Source organism: Luteimonas sp. gir (genome assembly GCF_037198055.1).
Taxonomy (GTDB): Bacteria; Pseudomonadota; Gammaproteobacteria; order Xanthomonadales; family Xanthomonadaceae; genus Luteimonas; species Luteimonas citri_A.
In genome coordinates, this window is the sequence record NZ_JBBAXQ010000009.1 from 39855 (window position 1) to 64342 (window position 24488).

A 24488-nucleotide genomic window follows, 5' to 3' on the forward strand; every position below is an offset into this window, starting at 1 on the left:
GCCATTTCCTTCCTTCCCGCCTCCCTCGAGCCCATTGCCGATGACCGCCATCCGCCATTTCCTCAACACCCAGGACTGGAGCCGCGCCGACCTGGACGCCGTGCTGGCCGATGCCGCGCGCTTGAAGCGCGAGAAGCTCGGCGATGCGCTCAAAGGCAAGTCGATCGCACTGGTGTTCTTCAATCCGTCGATGCGCACGCGCACCAGCTTCGAGCTCGGCGCGTTCCAGCTCGGCGGCCATGCGATCGTGCTGCAGCCCGGCAAGGACGCCTGGCCGATCGAGTTCGACCTGGGCACGGTGATGGACGGCGACACCGAGGAGCACATCGCCGAGGTCGCGCGCGTGCTCGGCCGCTACGTCGACATGATCGGTGTGCGGGCGTTTCCGAAGTTCGTGGACTGGCAGTACGACCGCCAGGACATCGTGCTCAGGTCCTTCGCCAAGTACTCGCCGGTGCCGGTCATCAACATGGAGACCATCACCCATCCCTGCCAGGAGCTGGCGCACGCGCTGGCCTTGCAGGAGCATTTCGGCACGTCCGACCTGCGCGGCAAGAAATATGTGCTGACCTGGACCTACCACCCCAAGCCGCTCAACACTGCGGTCGCGAACTCCGCGCTGACCATCGCCACGCGCCTGGGGATGGATGTGACCCTGCTGTGCCCGACGCCGGATTACATCCTCGACGAACGCTACATGGACTGGGCCAAGCAGAACGTCGCCGAGAGCGGCGGCTCGCTGGCCGTGAGCCACGACATCGACAGCGCCTACGCCGGCGCCGACGTGGTCTATGCCAAGAGCTGGGGGGCGCTGCCGTTCTTCGGCAACTGGGGCCCGGAGAAGCCGATCCGCGACCAGTACCAGCACTTCATCGTCGACGAGGCGAAGATGGCGCTGACCAACAATGGCGTGTTCTCGCACTGTCTGCCGCTGCGGCGCAACGTCAAGGCGACCGACGCGGTGATGGATTCGCCGCAGTGCATCGCCATCGATGAAGCCGAGAACCGCCTGCACGTGCAGAAGGCGGTCATGGCGACCCTGATGCGCTGACCCGCTGCTCGACACCGAATCTCCTTTTTACGCATCTCACGGACCACGCCCCATGACCAGCGCCACCACCTCCCGCGACATCGTCCTCGCCTTTTCCGGCGGCCTCGACACCAGCTTCTGCGTGCCCTACCTCAAGGAGCAGGGCTGGACCGTGCACACCGTATTCGCCGACACCGGCGGCGTGGATGCCGAGGAGCGCGCGTTCATCGAGCAGCGTGCGGCCGAACTGGGCGTTGCCAGCCACGTCACCATCGACGGCGGTCCGGCGATCTGGGACGGCTTCGTCAAGCCCTTCGTCTGGGCCGGCGAGGCCTACCAGGGCCAGTACCCGCTGCTGGTGTCCGACCGGTACCTGATCGTCGATGCCGCGCTCGCGCGCGCCGCCGAACTGGGCACGAATGCGATCGCGCACGGCTGCACCGGCATGGGCAACGACCAGGTCCGCTTCGACCTGGCGGTCAAGGCGCAGGGCGATTACCGCATCGTGGCGCCGATCCGCGAGATCCAGAAGGAGCACACCCAGACGCGCGCCTACGAGCAGGCGTATCTGGAAGAGCGGGGATTTGGCGTGCGCGCCAAGCAGCAGGCCTACACGATCAACGAGAACCTGCTGGGCGTGACCATGTCCGGCGGCGAGATCGACCGTTGGGAAGCGCCGGGCGAGGGCGCGCGCGGCTGGTGTGCACCGCGTGCCGAGTGGCCGGAAGCGCCGCTGCAGGTCACGCTGCGTTTCGAGCAGGGCACGGCGGTCGCCCTCGACGGCCAAACGCTGCCGGGCGCGCAGATCCTGGCCAGGCTCAATGCGCTGTTCGCGCCCTACGGTGTGGGCCGCGGCGTCTACACCGGCGACACCGTGATCGGGCTCAAGGGCCGCATCGTCTATGAGGCACCGGGTCTGATCTCGCTACTCGCCGCGCACCGCGCGCTCGAGGACGCGGTGCTGACCAAGCAGCAGAACCGCTTCAAGCCCGAGGTCGCGCGCAAGTGGACCGAGCTGGTGTACGAAGGCTTCTTCCACGATCCGCTCAAGACCGACATCGAGGCGTTCCTGGCCTCGTCCCAGGCCAACGTGACCGGCGAGGTCGTGCTCGAGACCCGCGGTGGCCGCGTCGACGCGGTGGCGGTGGCGTCGCCGCACATCCTCAATGCCAAGGGTGCGACCTATGCGCAGTCGGCCGACTGGGGTGTCGAGGAGGCGGAAGGCTTCATCAAGTTGTTCGGCATGAGCAGCACGCTGTTCGCGCAGGTCAATCGTTGAGCCCTGTTCGTGACGCTGGCTCATGCCGGCGTTGCAACGCATCCGTTGCTCCCGTGTCTCTGTCGATGTGGACTCCATGACCGATCTGCTTGCCGAGACCCTCGATCATCTCGAACGGCTGGTGTCCTTCGACACCCGCAATCCGCCGCGCGCGATTGCGGCCGAGGGCGGCATCTTCGATTACATCCGTGCGCAGCTGCCTGGCTTCGCGGTCGAGGTGATCGACCACGGCGCGGGTGCGGTCAGCCTGTACGCGGTGCGCGGTGCGCCGAAGGTCCTGTTCAACGTGCACCTGGATACCGTGCCCGACTCGCCGGCCTGGTCGGCCGATCCGCATACGATGCGGCGCCTGGACGACCGCGTGGTCGGGCTGGGCGTGTGCGACATCAAGGGTGCGGCCGCGGCGCTGATCGCGGCCGCCAACGCCTGCGAGGGCGATGCAGCCTTCCTGTTCTCGTCCGACGAAGAGGCCAACGATCCGCGTTGTATCGCCGCGTTCCTGGCGCGCAGGCTGTCGTTCGACGCGGTACTGGTCGCCGAGCCGACGCAGTGCGAGGCGGTGCTGGCGCATCGCGGCATCAGTTCGGTGCTGATGCGTTTTTCCGGTCGCGCCGGGCACGCGTCCGGGCGCCAGGACCTGGCCGCGAGCGCGCTGCATCAGGCGGTGCGCTGGGGCGACCGCGCGCTCGACCATGTTGCCTCGCTCGACGCCGAACGCTTCGGCGGGCTGACCGGACTGCGCTTCAACATCGGCCGGATCGAAGGCGGCATCAAGGCCAACATGATCGCCCCTGCGGCTGAATTGCGCTTCGGCTTCCGGCCACTGCCGTCGATGGATGTCGACCGATTGCTGGCGACCTTCGCCGGCTTCGCCGAGCCTGCGGCCGCGTATTTCGAGGAAACCTTCCGCGGCCCGAGTCTGCCGTCCGGGGACATCGCCCGTGCGGAAGAGCGCCGGCTCGCCGCACGCGACATCGCCGATGCATTCGAACTGCCGATCGGCAATGCGGTCGATTTCTGGACCGAGGCCTCGCTGTTCTCGGCCGCCGGCCATACCGCCCTGGTATACGGGCCCGGCGACATCGCCCAGGCGCATACCGCCGACGAGTTCGTGACCCTCGACCAACTGCAGCGCTATGCCGATGCGGTGCACCGGATCATCGACGGCGGATCGCGTCCATGAGTGCGTCACCCGACCCGCACCGTCGCGCCGCCGCGACCTGACGCAGCGGCCGATCGTTCTCCTTCCCGTCCGCGCCCGGTGCGCGGCACAGCACAAGCCCAGACCCATGCACGCACACCAACAGACCCGCCAGACCATCGTGCGCCTGCTCTCGAGCATGGCCAGCGCGAAAGAGATCAGCCAGTACCTCAAGCGCTTCTCGCAGCTCGATGCCAAGCGCTTCGCCGTGGTCAAGGTCGGTGGCGCGGTGCTGCGCGACGAACTCGATGATCTGACCTCGTCGCTGTCGTTCCTGCAGGAGGTCGGCCTGACCCCGATCGTGTTGCACGGTGCTGGCCCGCAGCTCGACGCCGAACTGTCGGCAGCCGGGATCGAAAAGAAGACCGTCGACGGCCTGCGCGTGACCACACCCGAGGCGCTGGCGATCGTGCGCCGCGTGTTTCAGGCCGCGAACCTGCGCCTGGTCGAGGCGCTGCAGAAGAACGGGGCGCGCGCGACCTCGATCACCGGCGGCGTGTTCGAGGCGCATTACCTCGATCGCGAGACCTACGGGCTGGTGGGCGAGGTGGAGCGCGTCAACCTGGCCCCGATCGAGGCCAGTCTGCAGGCCGGCTCGATCCCGGTAATCACCAGCCTGGGCGAGACCGCCTCGGGCCAGATCCTCAACGTCAACGCCGACTTCGCCGCCAATGAGCTGGTGCGCACGCTGCAGCCCTACAAGATCATCTTCCTGACCGGCACCGGCGGACTGCTCGATGAAAGCGGCAAGGTCATCGACTCGATCAACCTGTCGACCGAGTACGACCACCTGATCCGGCAGCCGTGGCTGCACGGCGGCATGAAGGTCAAGATCGAGCAGATCAAGGACCTGCTCGAAGGGCTGCCGCTGGCTTCGTCGGTCTCGATCACCCGGCCCGCGGACCTGGCCAAGGAACTGTTCACGCACAAGGGCTCGGGCACGCTGGTAAGGCGCGGCGAGCGCGTGCTGCGCGCCACCTCGTGGGATGCGCTCGACCTGCCACGGCTGCGCACGCTGATCGAGTCGAGCTTCGGACGCACGCTGGCGGACGATTACTTCGAACGCACGCCGCTGCTGCGCGCCTACGTGAGCGAGAACTACCGCGCGGCGGTCGTGCTGAGTGCGGCCGAGGGCAGCACCTACCTCGACAAGTTCGCCGTGCTCGACGACGCCCAGGGTGAAGGGCTGGGACGCGCGGTCTGGCAGGTGATGCGCGAGGAAACACCACAGCTGTTCTGGCGCTCGCGTCACCACAACCCGGTCAACATCTTCTACTACGCCGAGTCCGACGGCTGCATCAAGCAGGAGAAATGGAAAGTGTTCTGGTACGGCCTCGACGGTTTCGAGCAAATCCAGCGCTGCGTGGCCCATTGCGCAACACGTGCCGCCACGCTGGCGGGCTGAGGACAGCGACATGACGGACAAGAAGACCATCGGCATCGTCGGCGCGCGCGGTCACACCGGCAGCGAACTGATCCGCCTCGTCGCCGCGCATCCGGGCCTCGAACTTCTGTTCGTGTCCTCGCGCGAACTCGACGGCCAGCGCGTGGCCGACCACAACGCGGCCTGGCAGGGCGCGTTGCGCTTCGAGAATCTCGATGCCGACGCCGTGGCGGCCAAGGGCGCCGACGCGGTGATCCTGGCGCTGCCCAACGGCAAGGCTGCACCGTTCGTCGCTGCACTCGACGCCGCCCGGGCCGAGACGGTGATCGTCGACCTGTCGGCCGATTACCGCTTCGATCCGGCCTGGTACTACGGCCTGCCGGAGCTGACCCGCGACACCTACGCCGGTCAGCGTCGCATCAGCAATCCCGGCTGCTATGCCACCGCGATGCAGTTGGCCATCGCGCCGCTGCTCGACCAGCTCGCCGGCCCGCCCCAGTGCTTCGGTGTGTCCGGTTACTCGGGCGCGGGTACCACGCCGTCGGACAAGAACAATGTCGCGCTGCTGGCCGACAACCTGATGCCCTATGCGCTGACCGGCCATGTGCACGAGCGCGAGGTCTCGGCCCGGCTCGGCGTGCCGGTCGAGTTCATGCCGCACGTGGCGCCGCATTTCCGCGGGATCACGATGACCGTGAACCTGTGGCTGCGCGCATCCATGTCGCGCGATGCGGTCAAGGCGCGTTACGAGGCCCGCTATGCCGACGAACCGCTGGTCGAGGTGGTCGACGAGGCGCCCTGGGTGAGCCGCATCGCCGGCCAGCACGGTGCCCAGGTCGGCGGCTTTGTGATGGCCCAGGGCAACGGCCGCGTCGTCGTGGTCGCCACGCTCGACAATCTGCTCAAGGGCGCGGCGACACAGGCCATGCAGAACCTCAACCACGCGCTGGGCTTCGACGAGCTGACGTCGATCCAGTGATGCGAGCCCCTCGCAAGCGCCCGCACCGCGCTGCGCGGGATTGAACACAGGCCCATTTCGAGACACATTTCGATGAGCAATCTCCTCTGGCAGAAGCCCGGCGTCGCCGTCGACACCCAGATCCAGGCGTTCCTGGCCGGCGACGACGTGATCCTCGACCGTGCGTTCTTCCTGCACGACATCGCCGCCAGTGCCGCGCATGCGCAAGGGCTGCAGCGTGTGGGCATCCTGTCGTCTGACGAACTCGCCGGCCTGGAGCGTGAGCTGGCAACGCTGGCCGAGGACTTCCGCAGCGGCGCGTTCGTCCTCGACGACCGCTTCGAGGACGGCCATTCGGCGATCGAAGCGCGCCTGACCGAGCGCCTGGGCGATGCCGGCCGGCGCATCCACACCGGCCGCAGCCGCAACGACCAGGTGCTGGTCGCCACGCGTCTGTGGCTCAAGCAGAAGCTGGCGCGTCTGGCCGCGCTGTCGCGCGAGATCGCCAAGATCGCGCTGGATCGCGCCGAGGTCGAGCGCGATCTGCCGATTCCCGGCTATACCCACATCCAGCGCGCGGTGCTGTCTTCGGGCGGCATGTGGTGGTCGGGCTGGGCGGAAGCCTTCATCGATGACGCGGTGCGCGCGGCCGACACACTGGCGCTGATCGACTGCAATCCGCTGGGCACCGCGGCAGGTTACGGCGTCAACCTGGCGCTCGACCGCGACCACACGACCGCTGCCCTGGGGTTCGCGCGGCTGCAGGTCTCGCCGGTCTATGCGCAGCTCTCGCGCGGCAAGTTCGAACTCGCCGCGCTCGAAGCACTGGGCAGCGCCACGCTCGACCTGCGTCGCCTGGCCTGGGATCTGTCGCAGTTCACCAGTGCCGAGTACGGCTTTGTCGCGTTGCCGGCGCAGTACACCACCGGCAGTTCGATCATGCCCAACAAGCGCAATCCCGATGTGGTCGAGCTGATGCGCGCCACGCACGCCAGCGTCGCGGCCGCGCGCACCGAGATCGAGCAGCTGCTGTCGTTGCCGTCGGGCTATCACCGCGACCTGCAGAGCTCCAAGGGCGCGATCGTCCACGGCTTCGGTCGCGGTCTGGCCGCCCTCGAACTGCTGCCGGCCTTGCTGGCGAACCTGGAATGGCGCGAGGACCGGCTGCGTGCGGCGGTCGATTCGGGCATGTACGCGACCGATGTCGCGGTCGAGGCGGCGATCGCCGGCGTGCCGTTCCGCGAGGCCTACCAGGCGGCCGCGGCCAGCGCCGACACCGCCGGTCAGGGGCGCACGCCCGAGGGCAGCCTGGCTGCACGGACTTCGCCGGGGGGCGCGGCCGACCTGCGGCTCGATGCCTTGCGTGCACGCTGGGACGCGCTGGCATGAGCACGACCACGCGCTACCTGGTGCTGGCGATGCGGCGGCCGGACTTCGATGCCTCGGTCATCGCGCCGCACCTGGCCTTTCTCGACGACCTGCGCGCTCGCGGCCTGCTGGAGATGACCGGCGGCTTCGGCGACGGCAGTGGTGGGGCCTACGTGCTGCGCAATGTCGCCTCGCTGGAGGCGGCCCAGGCCATCGTCGCGGCCGACCCGCTCGCGCTGCAAAGTGCGAGCGACCTGGTCGTGCGCGAATGGCACACCCGCTGAAGGCAGACGCGATGTCGGTGTCCCAGTCTCCGGTGTTTCCCGAGCAGCCGCTGCCGCCGTGGCGCCGCGCAGTGCTCAAGGTCGGCAGCAGTCTGCTGGCCGCCGATGGTGGCGGGCTGTCGCCGCAGTACGCCGCTGCGCTCGCCGGTTTCGTGCGCGCCGTGCATGCCGCCGGGCGCGAGGTCGTGCTGGTGTCGTCGGGGGCGGTGGCCGCTGGCCGCGCGATCCTGCAGGCCGGCGGCGAGCCGGGCGCACCCATGGCCGAGCGCCAGGCGCTGGCCGCGCTCGGCCAGGCCCGGCTGACCGGGTTCTGGCAGGGCTTCTTCGAGCGGCCGGTCGCGCAGGTGCTGCTGACCCACGACGACCTGCGCAACCGCCGCCGGTATCTCAACGCGCGCGCCACGCTGCAGACACTGCTGCGCCATCGTGCGCTGCCGGTGGTCAACGAAAACGACACGGTGTCGGTCGACGAACTCAAGCTCGGCGACAACGACAACCTCGCCGCGATCGTCGCCGCGCTGGTCGATGCCGAGGTGCTGTTCATCGCCACCGACATCGATGGCCTCTACGACGCCGACCCGCGGGTGGAGCCGTTTGCCCGGCCGATGCCGGTGGTCGCGCAGATGAGCGGCTCGCTGCTCGCGGTGGCCGGCGGCGCGGGCAGCAGTGTCGGCACCGGCGGCATGCGGACCAAGCTCGAAGCTGCCCAGCGCGCCGCCTCGGCCGGCATCGCGACCGTGCTGTTCAACGGCCGTCGCGCCGACGTGCTCGAGGCGCTGTCCCACGACCGGCTGACCGGGACGCGCATCCATGCGCTGCGCACCCGTCTGGCGGCGCGCAAGCACTGGCTGCGCAATGCACCGGCCGAGCCGGGGGCGCTGGTCGTCGATGCCGGCGCCGCCCATGCCCTGGTGGAGAAGGGCGCCTCGCTGCTGCCCGGGGGCGTGGTCGCGGTCGAGGGGGCGTTCCGTCGCGGCGACCTGGTCGAGATCGTGCGGCGCGATGGCGATGGCCAGGACGCGGTCGCACGCGGTGTCAGCCAGTATTCGGCCGATGACATCCGCCGCCTGTTGCGCCGGCATACGCGCGACATCGAGTCGGTGCTGGGGTACAGCTACGGCGGCAACATCGTCCATCGCGACGATCTGGTGCTGACATGACCGGCGCCCAACTACGCAAGTCCGTATTGGCGGTGGGCATGGGGCTGGCGATGGTTGCCGGCATCCCGCTGCTGATCGCCTGGATGCTGTCGCGCCATGCCGACAGCCGAATCCAATCCGGTCCACTGTTGCTCGACGATGCCGAGGCGCCGCAGATGGCATTCGTGCTCGAAGACACTCGCGCGCACGCGGTCGAGAAGGGCATCGTGCGCAGCCGCTCGCGCCAGTACGCGCAAGTTGTCGACATGCGCGACGGCCGGCTGCTGTGGAGCCGGCGTCTGGACGCCGAGGATGCACAAGGCCGCGACTGGGGCCGCGGCGTGCTGCTGGGCGCATCGCAGCATCACCTGTTTGCTTGGCGCAATGCGGTCTATGCCTTCGGCCGTGCCGATGGCCACCGTGAAAAGCCGGACGGCCCCCTGGCCACACCGGTGGAACGGGCGCGCTACGACGCACAGGCCGGACGGCTGGCGATCGTCGACGCGCAGGGCCGCGCCTGGCGCATCGACGGCGACACGCTGGCGACGACGGCCGCAGACGACATCGATCCGGCAACGCTGTTCGACGAGACCAACCCGGAGATGGCCGCGCCGACGCTGGCGGCGGCCTCGGCGGCGGTCGACGCCGAGGGCCTTTGGACGTTGCTGGCGGCACCGGCGGAGGCCCAGGCGCTGGCCGCCGGCCGCGAGCGTAGCGGCGACGACATGCTCGATGCGCGCCGCCAGTTGCTGCGTGGGCGGCTGGATTGGCGATCGCCCGAGCGCAACCGCTTTGCGCCAGTGGGCGAGGCGGTGTTCATCCGTGGCGTATTCCTGCGCGACCCGGCGCACCCACCGTTGGACATCGACACGGTGTTCTCCCAGGCCGCCCCGGAGGACGACGTGCCGATGCCCGAATCGCCGCGCATGCCGCATTTCGGGCGCGAGCCGTCCGATTTCCCCAGCGAGGCTGCCTATCGGCAGGCACGGGCGCGCTACCGTGCGCAGTTGCCGGCCGCGCTGCGCCGCTTCCATGCCGAGCAGGCGGAGTACATGCGCGCGATGGCGGCCTATCGCGAGCAACGGCAGCAAGCCGATGCGCGTGCGGGGCAGGCGCGCGGTACGCGCAATGCCTACATCAACGCGATGCGTCCGTTGTTGCAGCGGGCCTGGCTCACGGCCGACGAGGCGCTGTGGACGGTCGGCGATGCGCGTGATCGCCTGGTGCTGCACGCCACCGACGCGGCGCGCGGTGCACCGCAACTGCTCAGTGCGGTCGGCGAGGACGGTCTTGTGCGCTGGACGCTGGCGCTGGGCGTGGACCGGGTCGATGCGATCTGGCGCGCGCGCGACGGCGCCCTGCTGGCCGCGGGGCGCAGCGACGACGCGCGTTCGGACGTGCTGCTGCGGGTGGACCTGGGCAGCGGCACCGGCTGGCGCTATCTGGCGCGGACACGCGAGACACAGCCGTTGGCGACGGAGGCGCGCCGATGATCGAACTGATCCTGGTGCTCATGGCAATGGCACTGGCGACGCTGGCGGCGGCATGGGCCGCGGTGTGGCCGCTGCGGCAATGGTGGCGCGTGCGCCGGATCGCCACCGCTGGCGTTCGCCGTGAGGCCGAGGTGGTGTCGGCGACCGCAGGGCCGGGCCCGGCGACCACGGTGACCTTGGCTTTCGACAATCTGGGCGGGCATCGGATCCAGGACGCGGTGACGCTGGTCGACACCCGGCCGCAGCTGCGCCGGTTCGTACCCGGTGGACGTCTGGCGGTGCGGCTGGCACCGGATCCGCGCCGCGTGCCGCAACTGGTGATCGAGGGCGCGCGTTCGCGCCCAACCCTCTGGGTCTGGGCCTTGCCGCTGCTGCCGCTGGGCATCGGCGCACTGTGCGCCTGGCGCCTGCGGCTGCGCCATTACCAGGCCGGCGGCGAGTGGTCGGAGATGTTCGGTCATGGTCAGGCCGAGTTCGGGCTGGCGATCGCGGTGCTGTTGCTGGTGGCGGTGCTGGCGTTCATGGGCCGGACGCTGCGGCGCCATGCGCTGACCGTGCCGGCCGAGCTGCGTTATGGCGGCGTGCCGGCGATGGCCGAGGTGCTGTCGGCCGAGCACACCGGCGCGGTGATCAACGACGCGCCGGTGATCGCCCTGCGCCTGCGCTTCGTCGACCGCGCCGGCGTCAGCCACACGGTGGTCGCCGAGCGTGCGATCGCGCCGCTGCGGCTGGCGCGCGTGGAGACCGCGCGGACGCTCGAGCTGCTGTATCTGCCCGCGCAACCGACGCGGATCGCCTTGCCGTCGCTGGAATAGGCAAAGGCGCAGGTCCCAGGCACGGCCTCTCGGTGCTACGGTGACGCCCTGTTTCCTCGGCACAGGAGCCGGCATGCAGACTCTCCGCGACCAGGCCCTGGCATGCCGCGAGGCCGCCCGCACACTGGCAGGTCTGCGCACCGCCGCGCGCGATGCGCTGCTGCGCGCGATGGCCGATGCGCTGGACGCGCACGCCGAGGCGATCCTCGCAGCAAACGCACGCGACGTCGCCGCCGCCCAGGCGCGTGGCACCACCGGCGCGTTGCTCGATCGCCTGCGCCTGGACGCGGCGCGGCTGGCCGGCGTGTCGGCCGCAGTCCGCGAAGTCGCCGCGCTGCCCGACCCGGTCGGGCAGGTGACCCGCGATGACGTGCGCCCCAATGGCTTGCACGTGCGCAAGGTGCGCGTGCCGCTGGGCGTGATCGCGATGATCTATGAGGCGCGCCCGAACGTCACCGCCGACGCCGCGGCGCTGTGCATCAAGGCCGGCAACGGCGTGATCCTGCGCGGCGGCAGCGAGGCCATCCACTCCAACACGGCGATCGCCACTGCACTGCGCGAGGCGATCGCCGCGCATGGCATCGGTCCCGATGCGTTGACCCTGGTGACCGACCTGCGGCGCGAGACGATGCTCGCGCTGTTGCAGCTCGTGGATGTCGTCGATCTGGCCATCCCGCGCGGCGGCGAGGGGCTGATCCGCTTCGTCGCCGAGCACGCGCGGGTGCCGGTGATCAAGCACTACAAAGGCGTGTGCCATCTGTTCGTAGATGCCAGCGCCGATCCCGAGGTCGCGTTGCGGCTGCTGATCGACGGCAAGACCAGCCGCCCCAGCGCCTGCAATGCGCTCGAGACAATGCTGGTGCATGCCGACATCGCCGCGACGTTCGTGCCGCGCGCGGTGCAGGCATTGCGGGCGGCAGGCGTCGAAGTCCGCGGCGACGCACGTATCCGCGCCGTGGCCGGCGATGTCGCCGAGGCGAGCGAGGACGACTACGCTGCCGAGTTCCTCGACCTGGTCATCGCCGTGCGCGTGGTCGATTCGCTCGACGACGCCATCGCGCACATCCAGCGCTTCGGCTCCGATCACACCGAGGTCATCGCCACGCGCGACGATGACAATGCCGCCCGCTTCGTCGCCGCGCTGCGCGCCGCGGTGGTGATGGTCAATGCGTCCTCGCGCTTCAGCGACGGTGGCGAGCTGGGCTTGGGCGCGGAGATCGGCATCTCGACCACGCGCCTGCATGCTTATGGGCCGATGGGCCTGGAGGCGCTGACCATCGAGCGCTTCGTGGTCGAGGGCGCCGGTCAGGTGCGGCACCCGTAGCGGACGCCGCGCCGCGCCGATACGCGGGCGCGGATTCAGTTCGACGCGGTGTGCTGGCGTGCGGCGATTTCGCGCATCCGGTACTTCTGCACCTTGCCGGTGATCGTCATCGGGAAGCCGTCGACGAAGTCGATGTAGCGCGGAATCTTGTAGTGCGCGATGCGGCCGCGGCAGAACGCGCGGATCTCGTCGGCGGTGCAGATGGCGCCTTCGGCCAAGCGGATCCAGGCGCAGATCTCCTCACCGAACCGGTCGTCGGGAACGCCGAACACCTGCACATCGGCCACGGCCGGATGGGTGTGCAGGAACTCCTCGATCTCGCGCGGATAGACGTTCTCGCCGCCGCGGATGAGCATGTCCTTGAGCCGGCCGACGATGCGGCAGTAGCCGTCGGCATCGAGCGTGGCCAGGTCGCCGGTGTGCATCCAGCCGTCGGCATCGAGCACCTCGGCGGTGCGCGCCGGTTCGCCCCAGTAGCCGCGCATCACCGAGTAGCCGCGGGTCTGCAGTTCGCCGGTCTCGCCGCGTGGCACCACTGCGCCGTCCTTGTCGACAATGCGCACTTCTACGTGCGGGTGCACCCGTCCGACCGAGTCGACGCGCCGGTCGAGCGGGTCATCGGGCGTGGTCTGGAAGCTCACCGGGCTGGTTTCGGTCATGCCGTAGGCGATCGTGACCTCGGTCATGTGCATGCGCTCGACGACCTTCTTCATGACCTCGACCGGGCACGGCGAGCCGGCCATGATCCCGGTGCGCAGCGACGACAGGTCGAACTCGCCGAAACGTGGATGGTCGAGTTCGGCGATGAACATCGTCGGCACGCCGTGCAGGCCAGTGCAGCGTTCGCGCTCGACCGTCTGCAGCGTCGTCAGCGGATCGAAGCCTTCGCCGGGCACCACCATGCACGCCCCGTGGGTCACGCAGGCCAGGTTGCCCAGCACCATGCCGAAGCAGTGGTAGAACGGCACCGGGATGCACAGCCGGTCGGCCTCGGTCAGGCGCATCGCCTCGCCGACGAACCAGCCGTTGTTGACGATGTTGCGGTGGCTCAGTGTCGCGCCCTTCGGCGCGCCAGTGGTGCCGGAGGTGAACTGGATGTTGATCGCATCGTCCGGCGCCAGGCGCTCCTGCAATGCCGCCAGCCGCGCGTGCGCATCGCTGTCGTCGCAGGCCGCCACCGCATCGAAGCGCAGCGTGCCGGGCACCTCGTCGCCATCGCCCAGCACCAGCACATGGCGCAGTTCGGGCAAGCGGGCGGCCTGCAGCGCGCCGGGCGCGGCGCTGTCGAGCTCGGGCGCCAGTTCGCGCAGCAGGCCGACGTAGTCGGAGGTCTTGAAGGCCCGCGCCAGCACCAGCGCTCGACAGCCGACGCGGGTCAGTGCGTACTCGAGCTCGTGGGTGCGATAGGCGGGATTGATGTTGACCAACACCAAGCCGGCGCGCGCGGACGCGAACTGCATCAGCACCCATTCGGCGCGGTTGAGCGACCAGATGCCGATGCGATCGCCCGGTTCGAGCCCCAGCGCGAGCAGGCCGGCGGCCAGCCGTGTGACCGCGGCATCGAACGCCCGGTAGTTCAGCCGCACCGATTGCGACGGAGCGACCAGCGCCTCGCGATCGGGGTGACGGGCCGCGACGCGCGCGAGCATCGCGCCGACGGTTTCCTCGAGCAGAGGCATATCGGTGGGGCCGGTGACGTGGCTGGGCGTGTCGTGCATGGCAATCGGCTGCGCTATCGTTGAGTGCGCAGGATACGAGGCTCGCCCGAGAAGTTCACGGCGCGGCGGCTGCGGTACAGCCGGTGCGACACGCAGATTCAGGCGTCTGTGACCGAACGCGAGTACCGATGCCTGCGCTTCGCCTTGCCGGATACGGATCTCTCGCCAGTTGAGCGCTTTCGTCTTTCTCTTCCAGCTGTTCGGCGGCATCGTCGGTCAGGTCGCGTTGATGCAAGGCATGTTCGTGCTGCGTCCGGCTGAGGCGGGCATCGACCATCCCTCGCGTCCGCATCGGATGTTCTATCGCGGCATGGCGTTGATGATGTGCAATCTGTGGTCGCTGCTGGCGACCGTTCTGCTGCTCGATGCGGCTGGCATCGATGTGCTGGCGCCGGGTCTGTCGCAGCCGGCGCGCGTGGCGATCTTGGTGCTGCTGCCGCTGCCGTTGCTCGGCGTGTTCTATTGGCTGTACCGGCGATTCCTGCATTGGGCAGTGCGCGGCGATGGGCGCGCGAACCGCTGACCGCCGGAACGCGTCGCCTACCAGCTGTCCTCGAGCGCGCGCGGCTTGCAGGCCAGCCAGCCGCCGACCAGCAGCACGGCGACGAAGCCGTAGAGCATCGCGAACGGCCAGCGCCAGCCGCCGGTCGCGCCGTGCAGCACGCCGAACAGCAACGGGCCGGCGCAACTGAGCGTGTAGCCCACGCCCTGCATGAAGCCCGAGAGCGCGGCCGAGCCGGCCGGCGTGCGCGTGCGCAGGTTGATCAGTGTCAGCGCCAGCGGGAACGTCGACGGACCCAGCCCCAGCAGCACGACCCATAGCACCGGTGCGGCCATCGGCGCGAGCAGCAGGCCGGAGAACGCCGCGATGTGGCAACAGGCGCACAGCAGCACGATCGCGAACGGATTGCGCACGCGCACCGCGAGCGCGGGCATGCCCAACGCGCTGACCAGACCGAGCGCGGAGAACAGGGCGACCATCGTGCCGCCGAACGCAGGCGATGCGCCGGCCTCGCTGAGCAGGGTCGGCAGCCAGGTGAACATCGCGTAGGTGATCAGCGAGGTGGTGCCGAACATCATCGCCATGCCCCAGGCGACCGGCGAGCGCCACGCCTGTCCGCGTGCGCCACCGGTCGGGACACTGGCCATCGCGGTGGACGGGCCATCGACCCGCACGCCGCTGCCGCGCCGCCGCGCCATCGCCAGCAGGCCGATCCACGGCAGCGCCGCGGCCAGCGCGGTCAAGGTCCAGGCGCCGAGCGCCACCCGCCAGCTGGCGGCCTCGGCCAGCGGCACGGCAAGCAATGCGGGCAGCATCGTGCCCAGCTGCAGCACGGTGATGTAGAGCGTGGAGACCGCACCGACCCGATCGGGGAAGTAGCGCTTGACCAGCGGCGGCAACACGACGTTGCCGATGCCCATGCCGGCCAATGCGACGATCGATCCGGCCATCAGCAGCCCCACGCCGCCGGCGCACGAGCGCAGCGCCAGGCCGGCGGTGGCCAGCAGCATCGCCAGCAAGGCAGTGCGCTCGATGCCGACACGGCGTGCCAGCATCGGCGTGGTCACGCCGAACACGGCGAAGGCCGCGGTGGGCAGCATGCCGAGCACCCCGGCGGTGGCCGAGCCGAAGCCGAACTGCGTGCCCAGCAGATCGAGCAGCGGGGTGAGCGAAGTCACCGCCGTGCGCAGGTTGAAGGCCGACAACACGATGCCCAGCAGCACGACCAGGCGCACCGTGCGCAAGGCGATCGGTGGGCGGGTGGCGTGAGGCGTGGGCGTCATGGAGGGCGGCATCGCATGCCGCGAACCGGGCACGGCCGTAATAGACGAAAACCGGCGCAAGGGCCGGTTTCGGATCACCAGATTGGTCGGGGAGACAGGATTCGAACCTGCGACCTCTACGTCCCGAACGTAGCGCTCTACCAGACTGAGCTACACCCCGACAGGTGAGCCGCGCATTCTACCGATGCACCTGTCATCAGGGCAAGGGGGTCGTGTTCGACGGGGGCGATCGGCCTCCTGGCGGAGGGCACTCGCGTCGTCGGCGCGGCGGGCTGCGATAATAGCGGGCACGACGCGATACCGACAATGGGTCGCCGTCATCCGCTGCTGGATTTTCCGATTCCATGACCTCGCCGCCGCAAGGAAAGGACCGTGCCGGTCCTCGTCGTCTTCGCCTGCAATGGCTCGATGCGCAACTGCTGCCGAGCCGGCCGCGCCACCGCGTGGCCCAGGCCAGCCAGGTGCTCGCCGGCTGGCTGCTGGTGCCGCAGGCCGCGGCGATCGCCTGGGGGCTGGATGCGGCGCTGATCGACGGACGCGGGCTCGAGGCGCTGCGTGCGCCACTCGCGCTGCTGGCGGTCACGTTGCTGACGCGCACGCTGCTGGGCTGGATCGGGCAGCGCGCGGCCGCCGATGCGGTCGAGGACACACTGGCGCGCATGCGCGTGGGGCTGGCACGTGTGGCGATCGCGCGCGGTCCGGTGTGGCTGCGCGGGCGGCGCAGCGGCGAATTGGTCGCGCTGTCGACCGGACATGTCGATGCCGCGGCGCCGTATTTCGGCGGCTACCTGCTCGCGCGCGCCGAGGTGATGCTGGTGCCGCCGGTGCTGCTGGTGGCGGTGTTCGCTGCCGACTGGATCGTCGGTCTGCTGCTGTTGGCAGCCGCGCCGCTGGCGCCGTTCTTCATGGCGCTGATCGGCATGCGCGCCGAGGGCGCGGGTCGCGCGCAGCTGTCGGCGCTTGCCAGGGCCGGTGCGCATTTCACCGACCGCTTGCGTGGGCTCGACCTGATCCGCGTCTACGGCCGTGGCGAGGCGGAGCTGGCGCAGGTGGGCGAGGCCACCGAAACCATCCGCGTGCGCAGCATGCGCGTGCTGCGCATCGCCTTTCTGTCCTCGACCGTGCTCGAGTTCTTCGCCTCGGTCAGCGTCGCGCTGGTGGCGCTGTACTTCGGCTTCAGTTATCTGGGGCTGATCGCGCTGCGCGCCCCGGCCCCGACACTGGCGACCGGCCTGTTCTGCCTGCTGCTGGCACCGGAGTTCCACGGGCCGATGCGCCGGTTGGCCGGGCATTACCACGATCGCGCGAACGCGCTGGCCGCGGTCGCCGAGGTCGAGGCCGCGTTCGACGACAGCCGCCCCGCGCTCGATGCAGTGCCGGCGGCCGACCCGGCACCGAATGCGACCGGTGCGCCGGCGGTGCGGATCGAGGCGGTCACGCTGCGTCATCCCGGCGCCGCGGTGCCGGCCCTGGCCGGCGCCTCGCGCGACATCCCGGCCGGGCAGCGCCTGGCGATTGTGGCGCCCAGCGGTGGCGGCAAGAGCACGCTGCTCGATGCGCTCGCTGGCTGGTTGCCGCCGGAATTCGGGTGTATCCATGTGCCTCCCGGCACGACGATCGCCTTGGCCGGGCAGCGGCCGTGGCTGTTCCAGGGCAGCCTGCGCGACAACCTGCGCATCGGCGCGCCGCAGGCCGACGAGGCTGCGGTGCGTGAGGCGGCGCAGATCGCGCAGGTCACACGGTTTGCCGCGCACCTGCCCGAGGGCCTCGACACGCCGATCGGCGAGCACGGTTTCGGGTTGTCGGGCGGGCAGGCGCGCCGCGTGGCGCTGGCGCGCGCATTGCTGCTGCGCCCGCAATTGCTGTTGCTCGACGAACCAACGGCGTTTCTCGATCCCGCAACCGAAGCCGACCTGCTCGCCGCACTCGACACCTCGCTGCGCGACTGCACGGTCATCGTCGCCACGCACAGCCAGGCGGTGATGGACTGGGCCGACGCGGTCTGGCGCTTGCCCGGGCCGTCGGCGGCCCCGGTCGAGCCCACCGTGGAGGCGGCGCGATGAGTGCGGCCTCCGATCGCGACATCGCCAGCACCCGCACGCTGCTGCGCCGACATCGCGGGCGCGTGGCGGCGGCGATCGGCTTGCTGGCGCTGACCCTGGTGTCCGGCGTCGCGCTGTTGGGTCTGTCGGGTGGTTTCATCGCCGCGAGTGCGCTGACCTTCGGCACGCTGGGCAGCTTCAATTTCTTTACCCCGTCGGCCGGCATCCGGGCGCTGACCTTCGCGCGCATCGCCTCGCGCTATGTCGAAAAGCTCGCCGGCCACGACGCGATGTTGCGCATCGCCCGCGACCTGCGCAGCTGGTTCTTTGCGCGCGCGCTGCGGCTCACGCCTGGGCAGTTGGGGCGGCTGCGCACCGGCGATCTGCTGGCGCGACTGCTGGGCGACATCGACGCGGTGGATGGTCTGTTGCTGCGCGCGACCGGCCCGCTGCTGGCCCTGCTCGCACTGGGCGTCGCAGGCCTGGGCATTGCCGCCTGGCTGCACCCGCCGACCGCGGCCTGGCTGGCGCTGGTCGCGCTGGCGACCGGGCTCGGCGTGCCCTGGCTGGTCGCGCGCGGGCGGTCGGCCGCCGAGGCCGAGCGGGCCCGGCGCCGTGCCGAACTGCGCGCCCGCCTGCACGAGCTTTACGACGGTCAGGCCGACCTGGCGGCGCTGGGCGTGGCCGACGGCTGGCTGGCCCGCGTCGACGCCGACGCGCAGGCCGTGGGCGATGCCGAGCGCGTGCGCCGGCGGCAGTTGGCCGATGGTGGCCTGTGGCATGGCCTGGCGACCGGCGTCGGCCTGGTCGGCACGCTGTGGATCGTCGGCGCCTCGGCGCTGGGCGGGGCGCTGCCGCCCGCACACGCGGCGGCGCTGTTCTTTCTCGCGATCGGGCTGTTCGAGGCCTGGGCGGGGGCCGGACTGGCCTGGCAAGCGTTGCTGGCCGCGCGTGCATCGATTGCGCGTCTGGACGCGGTGGCCGGCACCGAGCCGACGGTCGTCGATCCCCCAGCGCCGGTGGCCTTGCCGGCCGCCGGGGCGCTGCGTTTCGATGACGTGACCTTCGCCTGGCCTGGCCAGGACCGGCCGGTGCTACGCGGCCTGACGCTTTCGATCGCGCCGGGCGAACGCGTGACGATCGGCGGCGACAGCGGCGGTGGCAAGTCCACGCTGGCGGCGTTGCTGCTGCGCAGTGCCGAGCCCGACGCGGGCACGCTGTCGTTCGGCGGCGTCGACCTGCGCGCGGTCCGTCAGCGCGACTGGTTCGCACGGATTGCCTGGTTGCCGCAAAACGCCCCGGTGTTCGCCGGCAGCGTGCGCGACAACCTGGTCTTTGGCGCGCCGCAGGCCGATGACGCGCAACTGTGGGCGATGCTGGCGCGGGTGCAGCTGGCCGACTGGGCGCGGGCGCTGGGCGGGCTCGATGCCTGGGTCGGCGAGGCCGGCATCACGATGTCCGGGGGCCAGGCGCGGCGATTGGCGCTGGCCCGGGCGCTGTTGCGCGATGCCGCGCTGGTGGTTCTCGATGAACCCACCGAGGGCCTGGATCACGACACCGCCGACGCGCTGCTGCGCGAATTGCCCGACCTGCTCGATGGCCGCAGCCTGCTGCTGATCACCCACGGCGCGGTGCCTCCGGGGCTGGCGGACCGCTGCCTGTGGTTGCGCGACGGGCACCTGCATGCCGACACGCCCTAGAATGGCGGTCTTCCTCCGCATCACCGACGAGCTGCCCGCATGATCAAGCCCCGGACCCCGCCCGGCGTCATGGAACTGTTGCCGCGCGACCAGATCGCGTTCCAGCGCATGCTGGACACGATCCGCCGCACGTTCGAAGGCTTCGGGTTCCTGCCGATCGAGACGCCGGTGTTCGAACTGTCGGAGACGCTGCTGACCAAGTCGGGCGGTGAGACCGAGCGGCAGGTCTACTTCGTGCAGTCGACCGGTGCACTCGCCAAATCGGCCGACAGCGGCCAGGCCGACGGCCTGCCGGAACTGGCGCTGCGCTTCGATCTGACCGTTCCACTGGCGCGTTATGTCGCCGAGCACGAGCACGACCTGGCATTCCCGTTCCGCCGCTACCAGATGCAGCGCGTCTACCGCGGCGAGCGCGCCCAGCGCGGACGCTTCCGCGAGTTCTACCAGTGCGACATCGACGTGATCGGCAAGGACACGCTGTCGCCGCGCTATGACGCCGAGGTGCCGGCGGTGATCAGCGCGGTGTTCGCCGCGCTCGACATCGGCGAGTTCACGATCCAACTCAACCACCGCAAGCTGCTGCGCGGCTATTTCGAAGGGCAGGGCATCGACGATGCGCAGCAGATGACCGTGCTGCGCGAAATCGACAAGCTCGACAAGCGCGGCGAGGACGCAGTGCGCGCGACGCTGACCGGCGAGGCGTTCGGCCTGTCGGACGACGTCGCCGAACGCCTGCTGGCATTCTCGCGCGTGCGCTCGACCGGGCACGACGATGCGCTGGCCAAGCTCGATGCGCTCGGTGCCGGTACGGCGCTGTTCGAGGAAGGGCGTGACGAACTGCGCGCGCTGCTGGGCCAGTTGCGGGCGCTCGGCGTGCCAGAGTCGCGTTACGCGCTGAATCTGTCGATCGCGCGCGGCCTGGATTACTACACCGGCATGGTCTACGAGACCGTGCTCGACGCGCATCCGCAAATCGGTTCGATCTGCTCGGGCGGACGCTACGACAACCTCGCCAACCACTACACCAAGTCCAAGCTGCCGGGCGTGGGCATTTCGATCGGCCTGACTCGGCTGTTTTGGCAGTTGCGCGAGGCGGGCCTGGTGCACACCGCCGACAGCTCGGTCGATGTGCTGGTGACGCTGTTCGACGATGTCGGCCTGCCGTCGGCGCTGGCGCTGTCGCAGCGCCTGCGTAGCGCCGGACTCAACGTCGAGACCCAGCTCGAGCCGCGCAAGCTCGCCAAGCAGATGCAGTACGCCGATCGCGCCGGCATCCGCTTCGTGGTGATCCGCGGGGACGAGGAAGCGGCGCGTGGGGTGGTCGCGGTCAAGGATCTGCGCCGCGGCGAGCAGTTCGAGGTCGCCGACGACGACCTGCCGCGCACATTGCTGGTCGAGCGGGAACAGGCGAGATCGATGCCGTGATCGGCCGGCGTGTCGCCGCGCTGGCCGTGATCACGCTGTCGGCGTGCACGTCCGATCCGCGTGTGTCCCTGCACAAGGTGGCGGCCGACCGGTGGACGGTCGAGGTGGTGCGGTGCGGTCCCGATCCCGAGGCGCGGCGCGTGCGCGAAGATGTCGAGGCGATCGGTAGCCGGCGATGCCCGCGTGGGCATCTGATCGAGTCCAGTGAGGCGGACCTGACGTGGCTCGGCTCGCTCATTGGCGGTGAATGCCAGGCGACCCGCCTGCGCGCAACCGTCGTTTGCAAAGGAGCACACTGATGAAATCCATCCGCCTCGACGGCCGCTCGCTGACCCGGGCGCAGTTGGTGATTGTCGCGCACGGCGCGCCGGTTGAACTCGACGACCAGGCGCTGCGCGCGGTGGCGCAGGCGGCCGATTTCCTCGCCGAACAGGTGCGCCGCGAAGAACCGATCTACGGCGTCTCCACCGGCTTTGGCAGCAATGCCGATCGCCTGCTCGGGGCGCGCCCGCTGCGTGACGACCTGCCGGGTGCCACGCCCTCGGGCCGTGCGTTGCACGAGGAACTGCAGCACAACCTCATCGTCACCCATGCGGTGTGCGTCGGCGAGCCGTTGGCGCCGGAGGTGGTGCGCGCGATGCTGTGCATCCGCATCAACACACTGCTCAAGGGCCACTCGGGCATCCGCGTGGCGACGCTGCAGGCGCTGGCCGACCTGCTCAACGCCGGCGTTGTGCCAGTGGTCCCGGAGCTGGGCTCGGTCGGCGCCTCGGGCGACCTGGCGCCGCTGTCGCACCTGGCGATCGTGCTGCTGGGCGGCGGCGAGGCGTTCTTCGAAGGCGAGCGCATGCCCGGCGCCGACGCGCTGCGGCGCGCCGGCCTGGCGCCGGTCACGCTGTCGTACAAGGAAGGCCTGGCGCTCAACAACGGCACCGCGCAGATGCTCGCCACCGGCGTGCTGGCGCTGCACCGGCTCGATGCGCTGCTCGACACCGCCGATCTCGCCGCGGCGATGACCATCGATGCCTTCGCCGGCCGGCTCGGCGCGTTCGACGCCGATGTCCATGCGCTGCGTCCGCACCCCGGGCAAGTCGAAGTCGCCGCGCACCTGCGCGAGCTGCTCGACGGCTCGACGCTGGCCGACATCGCCTACCACCTGGTGCCGAAGTTCCGACCGTGGCTGCCGTCGAGCTGGGACACCACGCAGGCCCAGGCGCTGCGCTTCGACATCGGCTGGGACTGGGTGCCGAGCGATCAGCGCCATGGTCGCGAGAAGTTCTACGCGCGCTTCCGGCCGTTCCGCGGCGGCAAGAAGCACCAGCCGCAGGACGCCTATTCGTTGCGCTGCATTCCCCAGGTGCACGGCGCGGTGCGCGATGCGGTCGAGCAGGCCAAGCGCGTGTTCGACGTCGAGCTCAATGCGGTCACCGACAACCCGCTGGTGTTCCCGGGTCGCGAAGCCGAGCACGTCGAACAGCAGGTGATCTCGGCCGGCCACTTCCACGGCATGCCGCTGGCGCTGGCGATGAGCTACGTCAAGGCGGCGATCCCGGTGCTGGCGTCGATCTCCGAGCGCCGCTTGGCCAAGCTCGTCGACCCGGCAACCAACGACGGGCTGCCGGCGTTCCTGATCGGCAACGAGGACGCCACCGAATCGGGCTTCATGATCGTGCAGTACACCGCAGCGGCGCTGGTCAACGACCTGGCCACCCGTGCGCACCCGGCGAGCGTGTATTCGGTGCCGACCAGCGCCAACGCCGAAGATCACGTGTCGATGGGCACCAATGAAGCGCGCCACGTGCTGGCGATGGCCGACGATCTGGGCAAGGTACTCGCGCTCGAGCTCTACACCGCGGCGCAGGCGCTGGACCTGCGGATGGACATGATCAATGCCGCCCGTGACCTCGCGCGCCGGGCCGATGCCCAGGCGCTGGCGACGAAGGTGCAGGGCGGCCCGGCGCAGGACCGCGCGACGCACGCCGGCTTTCTTGACGAAGTCGAGGCGCTGCGCGGCGAGCTGGCCGCATGCGCGCCGTTCCACCCCGGCGCGATCGTCGCCGAGGCGCATGCGCGCATCCGCGAGGCGATCCCGTTCCTCGACCGCGACCGTGCGCTCGATGGGGAGGTCGCCGCCGCAGTGCGCCTGGTCGCCGACGGCACGCTGCTGGGGGTGCTGCCGCGCTGGCGGGTGCCGACCACTGGACCTGCGGCGTGAATCTGCCGCTGCATTTCGGCTGGCTCGGGGTGCTGGAGGCCGCGCTGATCGCGATGGCGGTCGGCGCGCTGTGCTACCTGCTGTTCCATTGGCTGGGCGCGCGCTACCGCTGGGCGCACGGGCATTCGATCGGTTGGGGTTGCCTGGGCGCGCTCGCGATCGCGGTCGGGATCGACGCCTGGCACCTGTTCTACATGGGCGTGGTCAAGCTCGAGTCGCCGGTCTACGCGCGCATCGCGCTGCAGAAGATCCACGATCCCGACTTCCTCGCCACCCGCGTGTTCATGTCCTCACTGGCCGCGTTCTCGGGCGTCGCACTGGCCTGGCTGGGCATGCAGGCACGCACGCGCGCCGACTGACACCCCTCTCAAAGAACCGGGGTCAGAGTGGATTTCTGCGAAGAAATCCACTCTGACCCCGGTTTTGTTTTGGGTGGGCGATCAGGGCTTTGAATGCCGTCCGCGCTCGATCCGTCGCAGGAACACCATCATCTCTTTGGACGACTGCACGTCTCCGCGCCGCGCTGCGGCGTCGAGTCCGGCGCGCCAGGCCGCTTCGGCATCCGCGTCGCGTCCCAGCGTCAGCAACGCTTTGCCGAGCAGTTTCCACGCGGCCGAGTAGTCCAGATCGTGTTGGGTGGCGGCGGCCAGGTGCGTCGCGGCCGCGGCTGGGTCGCCTGCCTGCAAGCAGGCGTTGCCCAGCCCGAAGCGCAGCAGCGCGTCATCGCGCCCGGCATCGAGCAGGGCCTGCAGTCGTTCGCGCATGGATTCCCCGGATCTGGAAGGCCGACGCGGGATCTTCGCGGATCGGCTGGCGAGGGCGGTGGAACGCTGCAATCCAGTCGACGACAGCGCGGACCGCCTGTAGGGCCACTGCGACACGCACGTCGGCGAGCGCTTGCACCGTCGCTGTACGGCCTCGCTGTCCCGGTTGACTTCAGGTCAGAAAGGCGTAATGTGCTAGCACGCTATTACATTGATACGTGCCGACGTCCGTGAAGCAACGCCCCGAACCCCTGCCTGACCACGAAGCCAGCGCCTCACTGCAGGCGCTGGCCCGCGCATTTGCGGCGTTGAAGACCGCCGGCGAGGTCGCGCGGTTCCTCGACGACCTGTGCACGCCGGCCGAGCTCGAGGCCCTGGTCGACCGTTGGCGGGTCGTGCCGCTGCTGCAGCAGGGCGTGCCGTATCGCGAGATCCACGAGCGCACCGGCGTCAGCGTGACCACCGTCGGCCGCGTCGCACGCACGCTCGACCGCGGCGCCGGCGGCTATGCGATCGCCGCGCGCCGTGTGGCGCGAACCGCGTCCACCGATTCCCACTGAGGTT

At 69.9% G+C, this 24488-nt stretch carries 22 protein-coding genes and 1 tRNA gene; 19 read left to right on the forward strand and 4 right to left on the reverse strand.

Annotated features, from left to right (window positions below; genetic code table 11):
• Window positions 1–40: 40 nt before the first annotated feature.
• The 11 genes from WAF18_RS12135 to WAF18_RS12185 all read left to right on the forward strand — a co-directional run bounded on the left by WAF18_RS12135 (window position 41) and on the right by WAF18_RS12185 (window position 12275).
• On the forward strand, window positions 41–1051 hold the full coding sequence (locus WAF18_RS12135) for an N-acetylornithine carbamoyltransferase (RefSeq protein ID WP_337245320.1): 1011 nt from the start codon (window positions 41–43) through the stop codon (window positions 1049–1051).
• A gap of 52 nt (window positions 1052–1103) precedes the next feature.
• Window positions 1104–2309: an argininosuccinate synthase gene (locus tag WAF18_RS12140; protein ID WP_337245321.1), complete on the forward strand. Its 1206-nt coding sequence runs from the start codon at window positions 1104–1106 to the stop codon at window positions 2307–2309.
• Between the two features lie 76 nt (window positions 2310–2385).
• Window positions 2386–3492, forward strand: a complete 1107-nt coding sequence (locus WAF18_RS12145; RefSeq protein WP_337245322.1) for an acetylornithine deacetylase — start codon at window positions 2386–2388, stop codon at window positions 3490–3492.
• A 106-nt stretch (window positions 3493–3598) separates the two neighbouring features.
• Entirely contained in the window at window positions 3599–4915 is a 1317-nt protein-coding gene (locus WAF18_RS12150) for an acetylglutamate kinase (protein ID WP_337245323.1), read from the forward strand.
• A 10-nt stretch (window positions 4916–4925) separates the two neighbouring features.
• Entirely contained in the window at window positions 4926–5873 is a 948-nt protein-coding gene (gene argC, locus WAF18_RS12155) for an N-acetyl-gamma-glutamyl-phosphate reductase (RefSeq protein WP_337245324.1), read from the forward strand.
• A gap of 72 nt (window positions 5874–5945) precedes the next feature.
• On the forward strand, window positions 5946–7241 hold the full coding sequence (locus WAF18_RS12160) for an argininosuccinate lyase (protein WP_337245325.1): 1296 nt from the start codon (window positions 5946–5948) through the stop codon (window positions 7239–7241).
• Window positions 7238–7504: a YciI family protein gene (locus WAF18_RS12165; protein ID WP_337245326.1), complete on the forward strand. Its 267-nt coding sequence runs from the start codon at window positions 7238–7240 to the stop codon at window positions 7502–7504. Before WAF18_RS12160 ends, WAF18_RS12165 begins: the two co-directional genes overlap by 4 nt.
• Before the next feature lie 11 nt (window positions 7505–7515).
• Window positions 7516–8664, forward strand: a complete 1149-nt coding sequence (gene proB / locus WAF18_RS12170) for a glutamate 5-kinase (RefSeq protein WP_337245327.1) — start codon at window positions 7516–7518, stop codon at window positions 8662–8664.
• Window positions 8661–10136, forward strand: coding sequence for a PA2928 family protein (locus WAF18_RS12175; protein WP_337245328.1), 1476 nt, complete (start codon window positions 8661–8663; stop codon window positions 10134–10136). The genes proB and WAF18_RS12175 overlap by 4 nt, the downstream gene beginning before the upstream one ends.
• Complete coding sequence (locus WAF18_RS12180; RefSeq protein WP_337245329.1) at window positions 10133–10951, forward strand: hypothetical protein; 819 nt, start codon at window positions 10133–10135, stop codon at window positions 10949–10951. Before WAF18_RS12175 ends, WAF18_RS12180 begins: the two co-directional genes overlap by 4 nt.
• A gap of 73 nt (window positions 10952–11024) precedes the next feature.
• Window positions 11025–12275, forward strand: a complete 1251-nt coding sequence (locus tag WAF18_RS12185; protein WP_337245330.1) for a glutamate-5-semialdehyde dehydrogenase — start codon at window positions 11025–11027, stop codon at window positions 12273–12275.
• Between the two features lie 35 nt (window positions 12276–12310).
• Here the strand turns inward: WAF18_RS12185 and WAF18_RS12190 are convergent, their stop codons facing one another.
• The gene (locus WAF18_RS12190; protein ID WP_337245331.1) at window positions 12311–13993 is read right to left on the reverse strand and encodes an AMP-binding protein; all 1683 of its coding nucleotides are present in this window, start codon (window positions 13991–13993) and stop codon (window positions 12311–12313) included.
• A 169-nt stretch (window positions 13994–14162) separates the two neighbouring features.
• On the opposite strand from WAF18_RS12190, the gene WAF18_RS12195 reads away from it, so the two are divergent.
• Window positions 14163–14516, forward strand: a complete 354-nt coding sequence (locus WAF18_RS12195; protein ID WP_337245332.1) for a hypothetical protein — start codon at window positions 14163–14165, stop codon at window positions 14514–14516.
• Window positions 14517–14533: 17 nt separating this feature from the next.
• Here WAF18_RS12195 and WAF18_RS12200 read toward each other — a convergent pair whose 3' ends face one another.
• On the reverse strand, window positions 14534–15778 hold the full coding sequence (locus tag WAF18_RS12200) for an MFS transporter (RefSeq protein ID WP_337245333.1): 1245 nt from the start codon (window positions 15776–15778) through the stop codon (window positions 14534–14536).
• Between the two features lie 83 nt (window positions 15779–15861).
• Window positions 15862–15938 (reverse strand) — tRNA-Pro (locus WAF18_RS12205).
• A gap of 184 nt (window positions 15939–16122) precedes the next feature.
• Between WAF18_RS12205 and cydD the strand changes: the two genes are divergently transcribed.
• From cydD to WAF18_RS12235, 6 genes are read left to right on the forward strand one after another with little or no spacing between them, the layout of a single operon-like run.
• Complete coding sequence (cydD, locus tag WAF18_RS12210) at window positions 16123–17841, forward strand: thiol reductant ABC exporter subunit CydD (protein ID WP_337245334.1); 1719 nt, start codon at window positions 16123–16125, stop codon at window positions 17839–17841.
• The gene (cydC, locus tag WAF18_RS12215) at window positions 17838–19520 is read left to right on the forward strand and encodes a thiol reductant ABC exporter subunit CydC (RefSeq protein ID WP_337245335.1); all 1683 of its coding nucleotides are present in this window, start codon (window positions 17838–17840) and stop codon (window positions 19518–19520) included. Before cydD ends, cydC begins: the two co-directional genes overlap by 4 nt.
• Window positions 19521–19559: 39 nt before the next feature.
• On the forward strand, window positions 19560–20945 hold the full coding sequence (gene hisS / locus WAF18_RS12220) for a histidine--tRNA ligase (RefSeq protein WP_337245336.1): 1386 nt from the start codon (window positions 19560–19562) through the stop codon (window positions 20943–20945).
• Entirely contained in the window at window positions 20942–21244 is a 303-nt protein-coding gene (locus WAF18_RS12225; protein WP_337245337.1) for a hypothetical protein, read from the forward strand. Before hisS ends, WAF18_RS12225 begins: the two co-directional genes overlap by 4 nt.
• On the forward strand, window positions 21244–23160 hold the full coding sequence (locus WAF18_RS12230) for an aromatic amino acid lyase (protein WP_337245338.1): 1917 nt from the start codon (window positions 21244–21246) through the stop codon (window positions 23158–23160). The genes WAF18_RS12225 and WAF18_RS12230 overlap by 1 nt, the downstream gene beginning before the upstream one ends.
• Window positions 23157–23519, forward strand: coding sequence for a hypothetical protein (locus tag WAF18_RS12235; protein ID WP_337245339.1), 363 nt, complete (start codon window positions 23157–23159; stop codon window positions 23517–23519). Before WAF18_RS12230 ends, WAF18_RS12235 begins: the two co-directional genes overlap by 4 nt.
• Window positions 23520–23600: 81 nt before the next feature.
• Here WAF18_RS12235 and WAF18_RS12240 read toward each other — a convergent pair whose 3' ends face one another.
• Complete coding sequence (locus tag WAF18_RS12240; protein ID WP_337245418.1) at window positions 23601–23924, reverse strand: tetratricopeptide repeat protein; 324 nt, start codon at window positions 23922–23924, stop codon at window positions 23601–23603.
• Window positions 23925–24154: 230 nt separating this feature from the next.
• Between WAF18_RS12240 and WAF18_RS12245 the strand changes: the two genes are divergently transcribed.
• The gene (locus WAF18_RS12245; RefSeq protein ID WP_337245340.1) at window positions 24155–24484 is read left to right on the forward strand and encodes a YerC/YecD family TrpR-related protein; all 330 of its coding nucleotides are present in this window, start codon (window positions 24155–24157) and stop codon (window positions 24482–24484) included.
• The last annotated feature ends 4 nt before the right edge of the window (window positions 24485–24488 follow it).

What these genes read in the sequence shown, in the direction of transcription:
- hisS (WP_337245336.1), top strand. Translation starts at nt 19,560, where the DNA reads ATGATCAAGCCCCGGACCCCGCCCGGCGTCATGGAACTGTTGCCGCGC.
- WAF18_RS12145 (WP_337245322.1), top strand. Translation starts at nt 2,386, where the DNA reads ATGACCGATCTGCTTGCCGAGACCCTCGATCATCTCGAACGGCTGGTG.
- WAF18_RS12190 (WP_337245331.1), bottom strand. Translation starts at nt 13,993, where the DNA reads ATGCACGACACGCCCAGCCACGTCACCGGCCCCACCGATATGCCTCTG.
- WAF18_RS12160 (WP_337245325.1), top strand. Translation starts at nt 5,946, where the DNA reads ATGAGCAATCTCCTCTGGCAGAAGCCCGGCGTCGCCGTCGACACCCAG.
- WAF18_RS12140 (WP_337245321.1), top strand. Translation starts at nt 1,104, where the DNA reads ATGACCAGCGCCACCACCTCCCGCGACATCGTCCTCGCCTTTTCCGGC.
- cydD (WP_337245334.1), top strand. Translation starts at nt 16,123, where the DNA reads ATGACCTCGCCGCCGCAAGGAAAGGACCGTGCCGGTCCTCGTCGTCTT.
- WAF18_RS12135 (WP_337245320.1), top strand. Translation starts at nt 41, where the DNA reads ATGACCGCCATCCGCCATTTCCTCAACACCCAGGACTGGAGCCGCGCC.
- WAF18_RS12180 (WP_337245329.1), top strand. Translation starts at nt 10,133, where the DNA reads ATGATCGAACTGATCCTGGTGCTCATGGCAATGGCACTGGCGACGCTG.
- proB (WP_337245327.1), top strand. Translation starts at nt 7,516, where the DNA reads ATGTCGGTGTCCCAGTCTCCGGTGTTTCCCGAGCAGCCGCTGCCGCCG.
- WAF18_RS12200 (WP_337245333.1), bottom strand. Translation starts at nt 15,778, where the DNA reads ATGACGCCCACGCCTCACGCCACCCGCCCACCGATCGCCTTGCGCACG.
- WAF18_RS12150 (WP_337245323.1), top strand. Translation starts at nt 3,599, where the DNA reads ATGCACGCACACCAACAGACCCGCCAGACCATCGTGCGCCTGCTCTCG.
- WAF18_RS12240 (WP_337245418.1), bottom strand. Translation starts at nt 23,924, where the DNA reads ATGCGCGAACGACTGCAGGCCCTGCTCGATGCCGGGCGCGATGACGCG.
- argC (WP_337245324.1), top strand. Translation starts at nt 4,926, where the DNA reads ATGACGGACAAGAAGACCATCGGCATCGTCGGCGCGCGCGGTCACACC.
- WAF18_RS12175 (WP_337245328.1), top strand. Translation starts at nt 8,661, where the DNA reads ATGACCGGCGCCCAACTACGCAAGTCCGTATTGGCGGTGGGCATGGGG.
- cydC (WP_337245335.1), top strand. Translation starts at nt 17,838, where the DNA reads ATGAGTGCGGCCTCCGATCGCGACATCGCCAGCACCCGCACGCTGCTG.
- WAF18_RS12230 (WP_337245338.1), top strand. Translation starts at nt 21,244, where the DNA reads ATGAAATCCATCCGCCTCGACGGCCGCTCGCTGACCCGGGCGCAGTTG.
- WAF18_RS12185 (WP_337245330.1), top strand. Translation starts at nt 11,025, where the DNA reads ATGCAGACTCTCCGCGACCAGGCCCTGGCATGCCGCGAGGCCGCCCGC.
- WAF18_RS12165 (WP_337245326.1), top strand. Translation starts at nt 7,238, where the DNA reads ATGAGCACGACCACGCGCTACCTGGTGCTGGCGATGCGGCGGCCGGAC.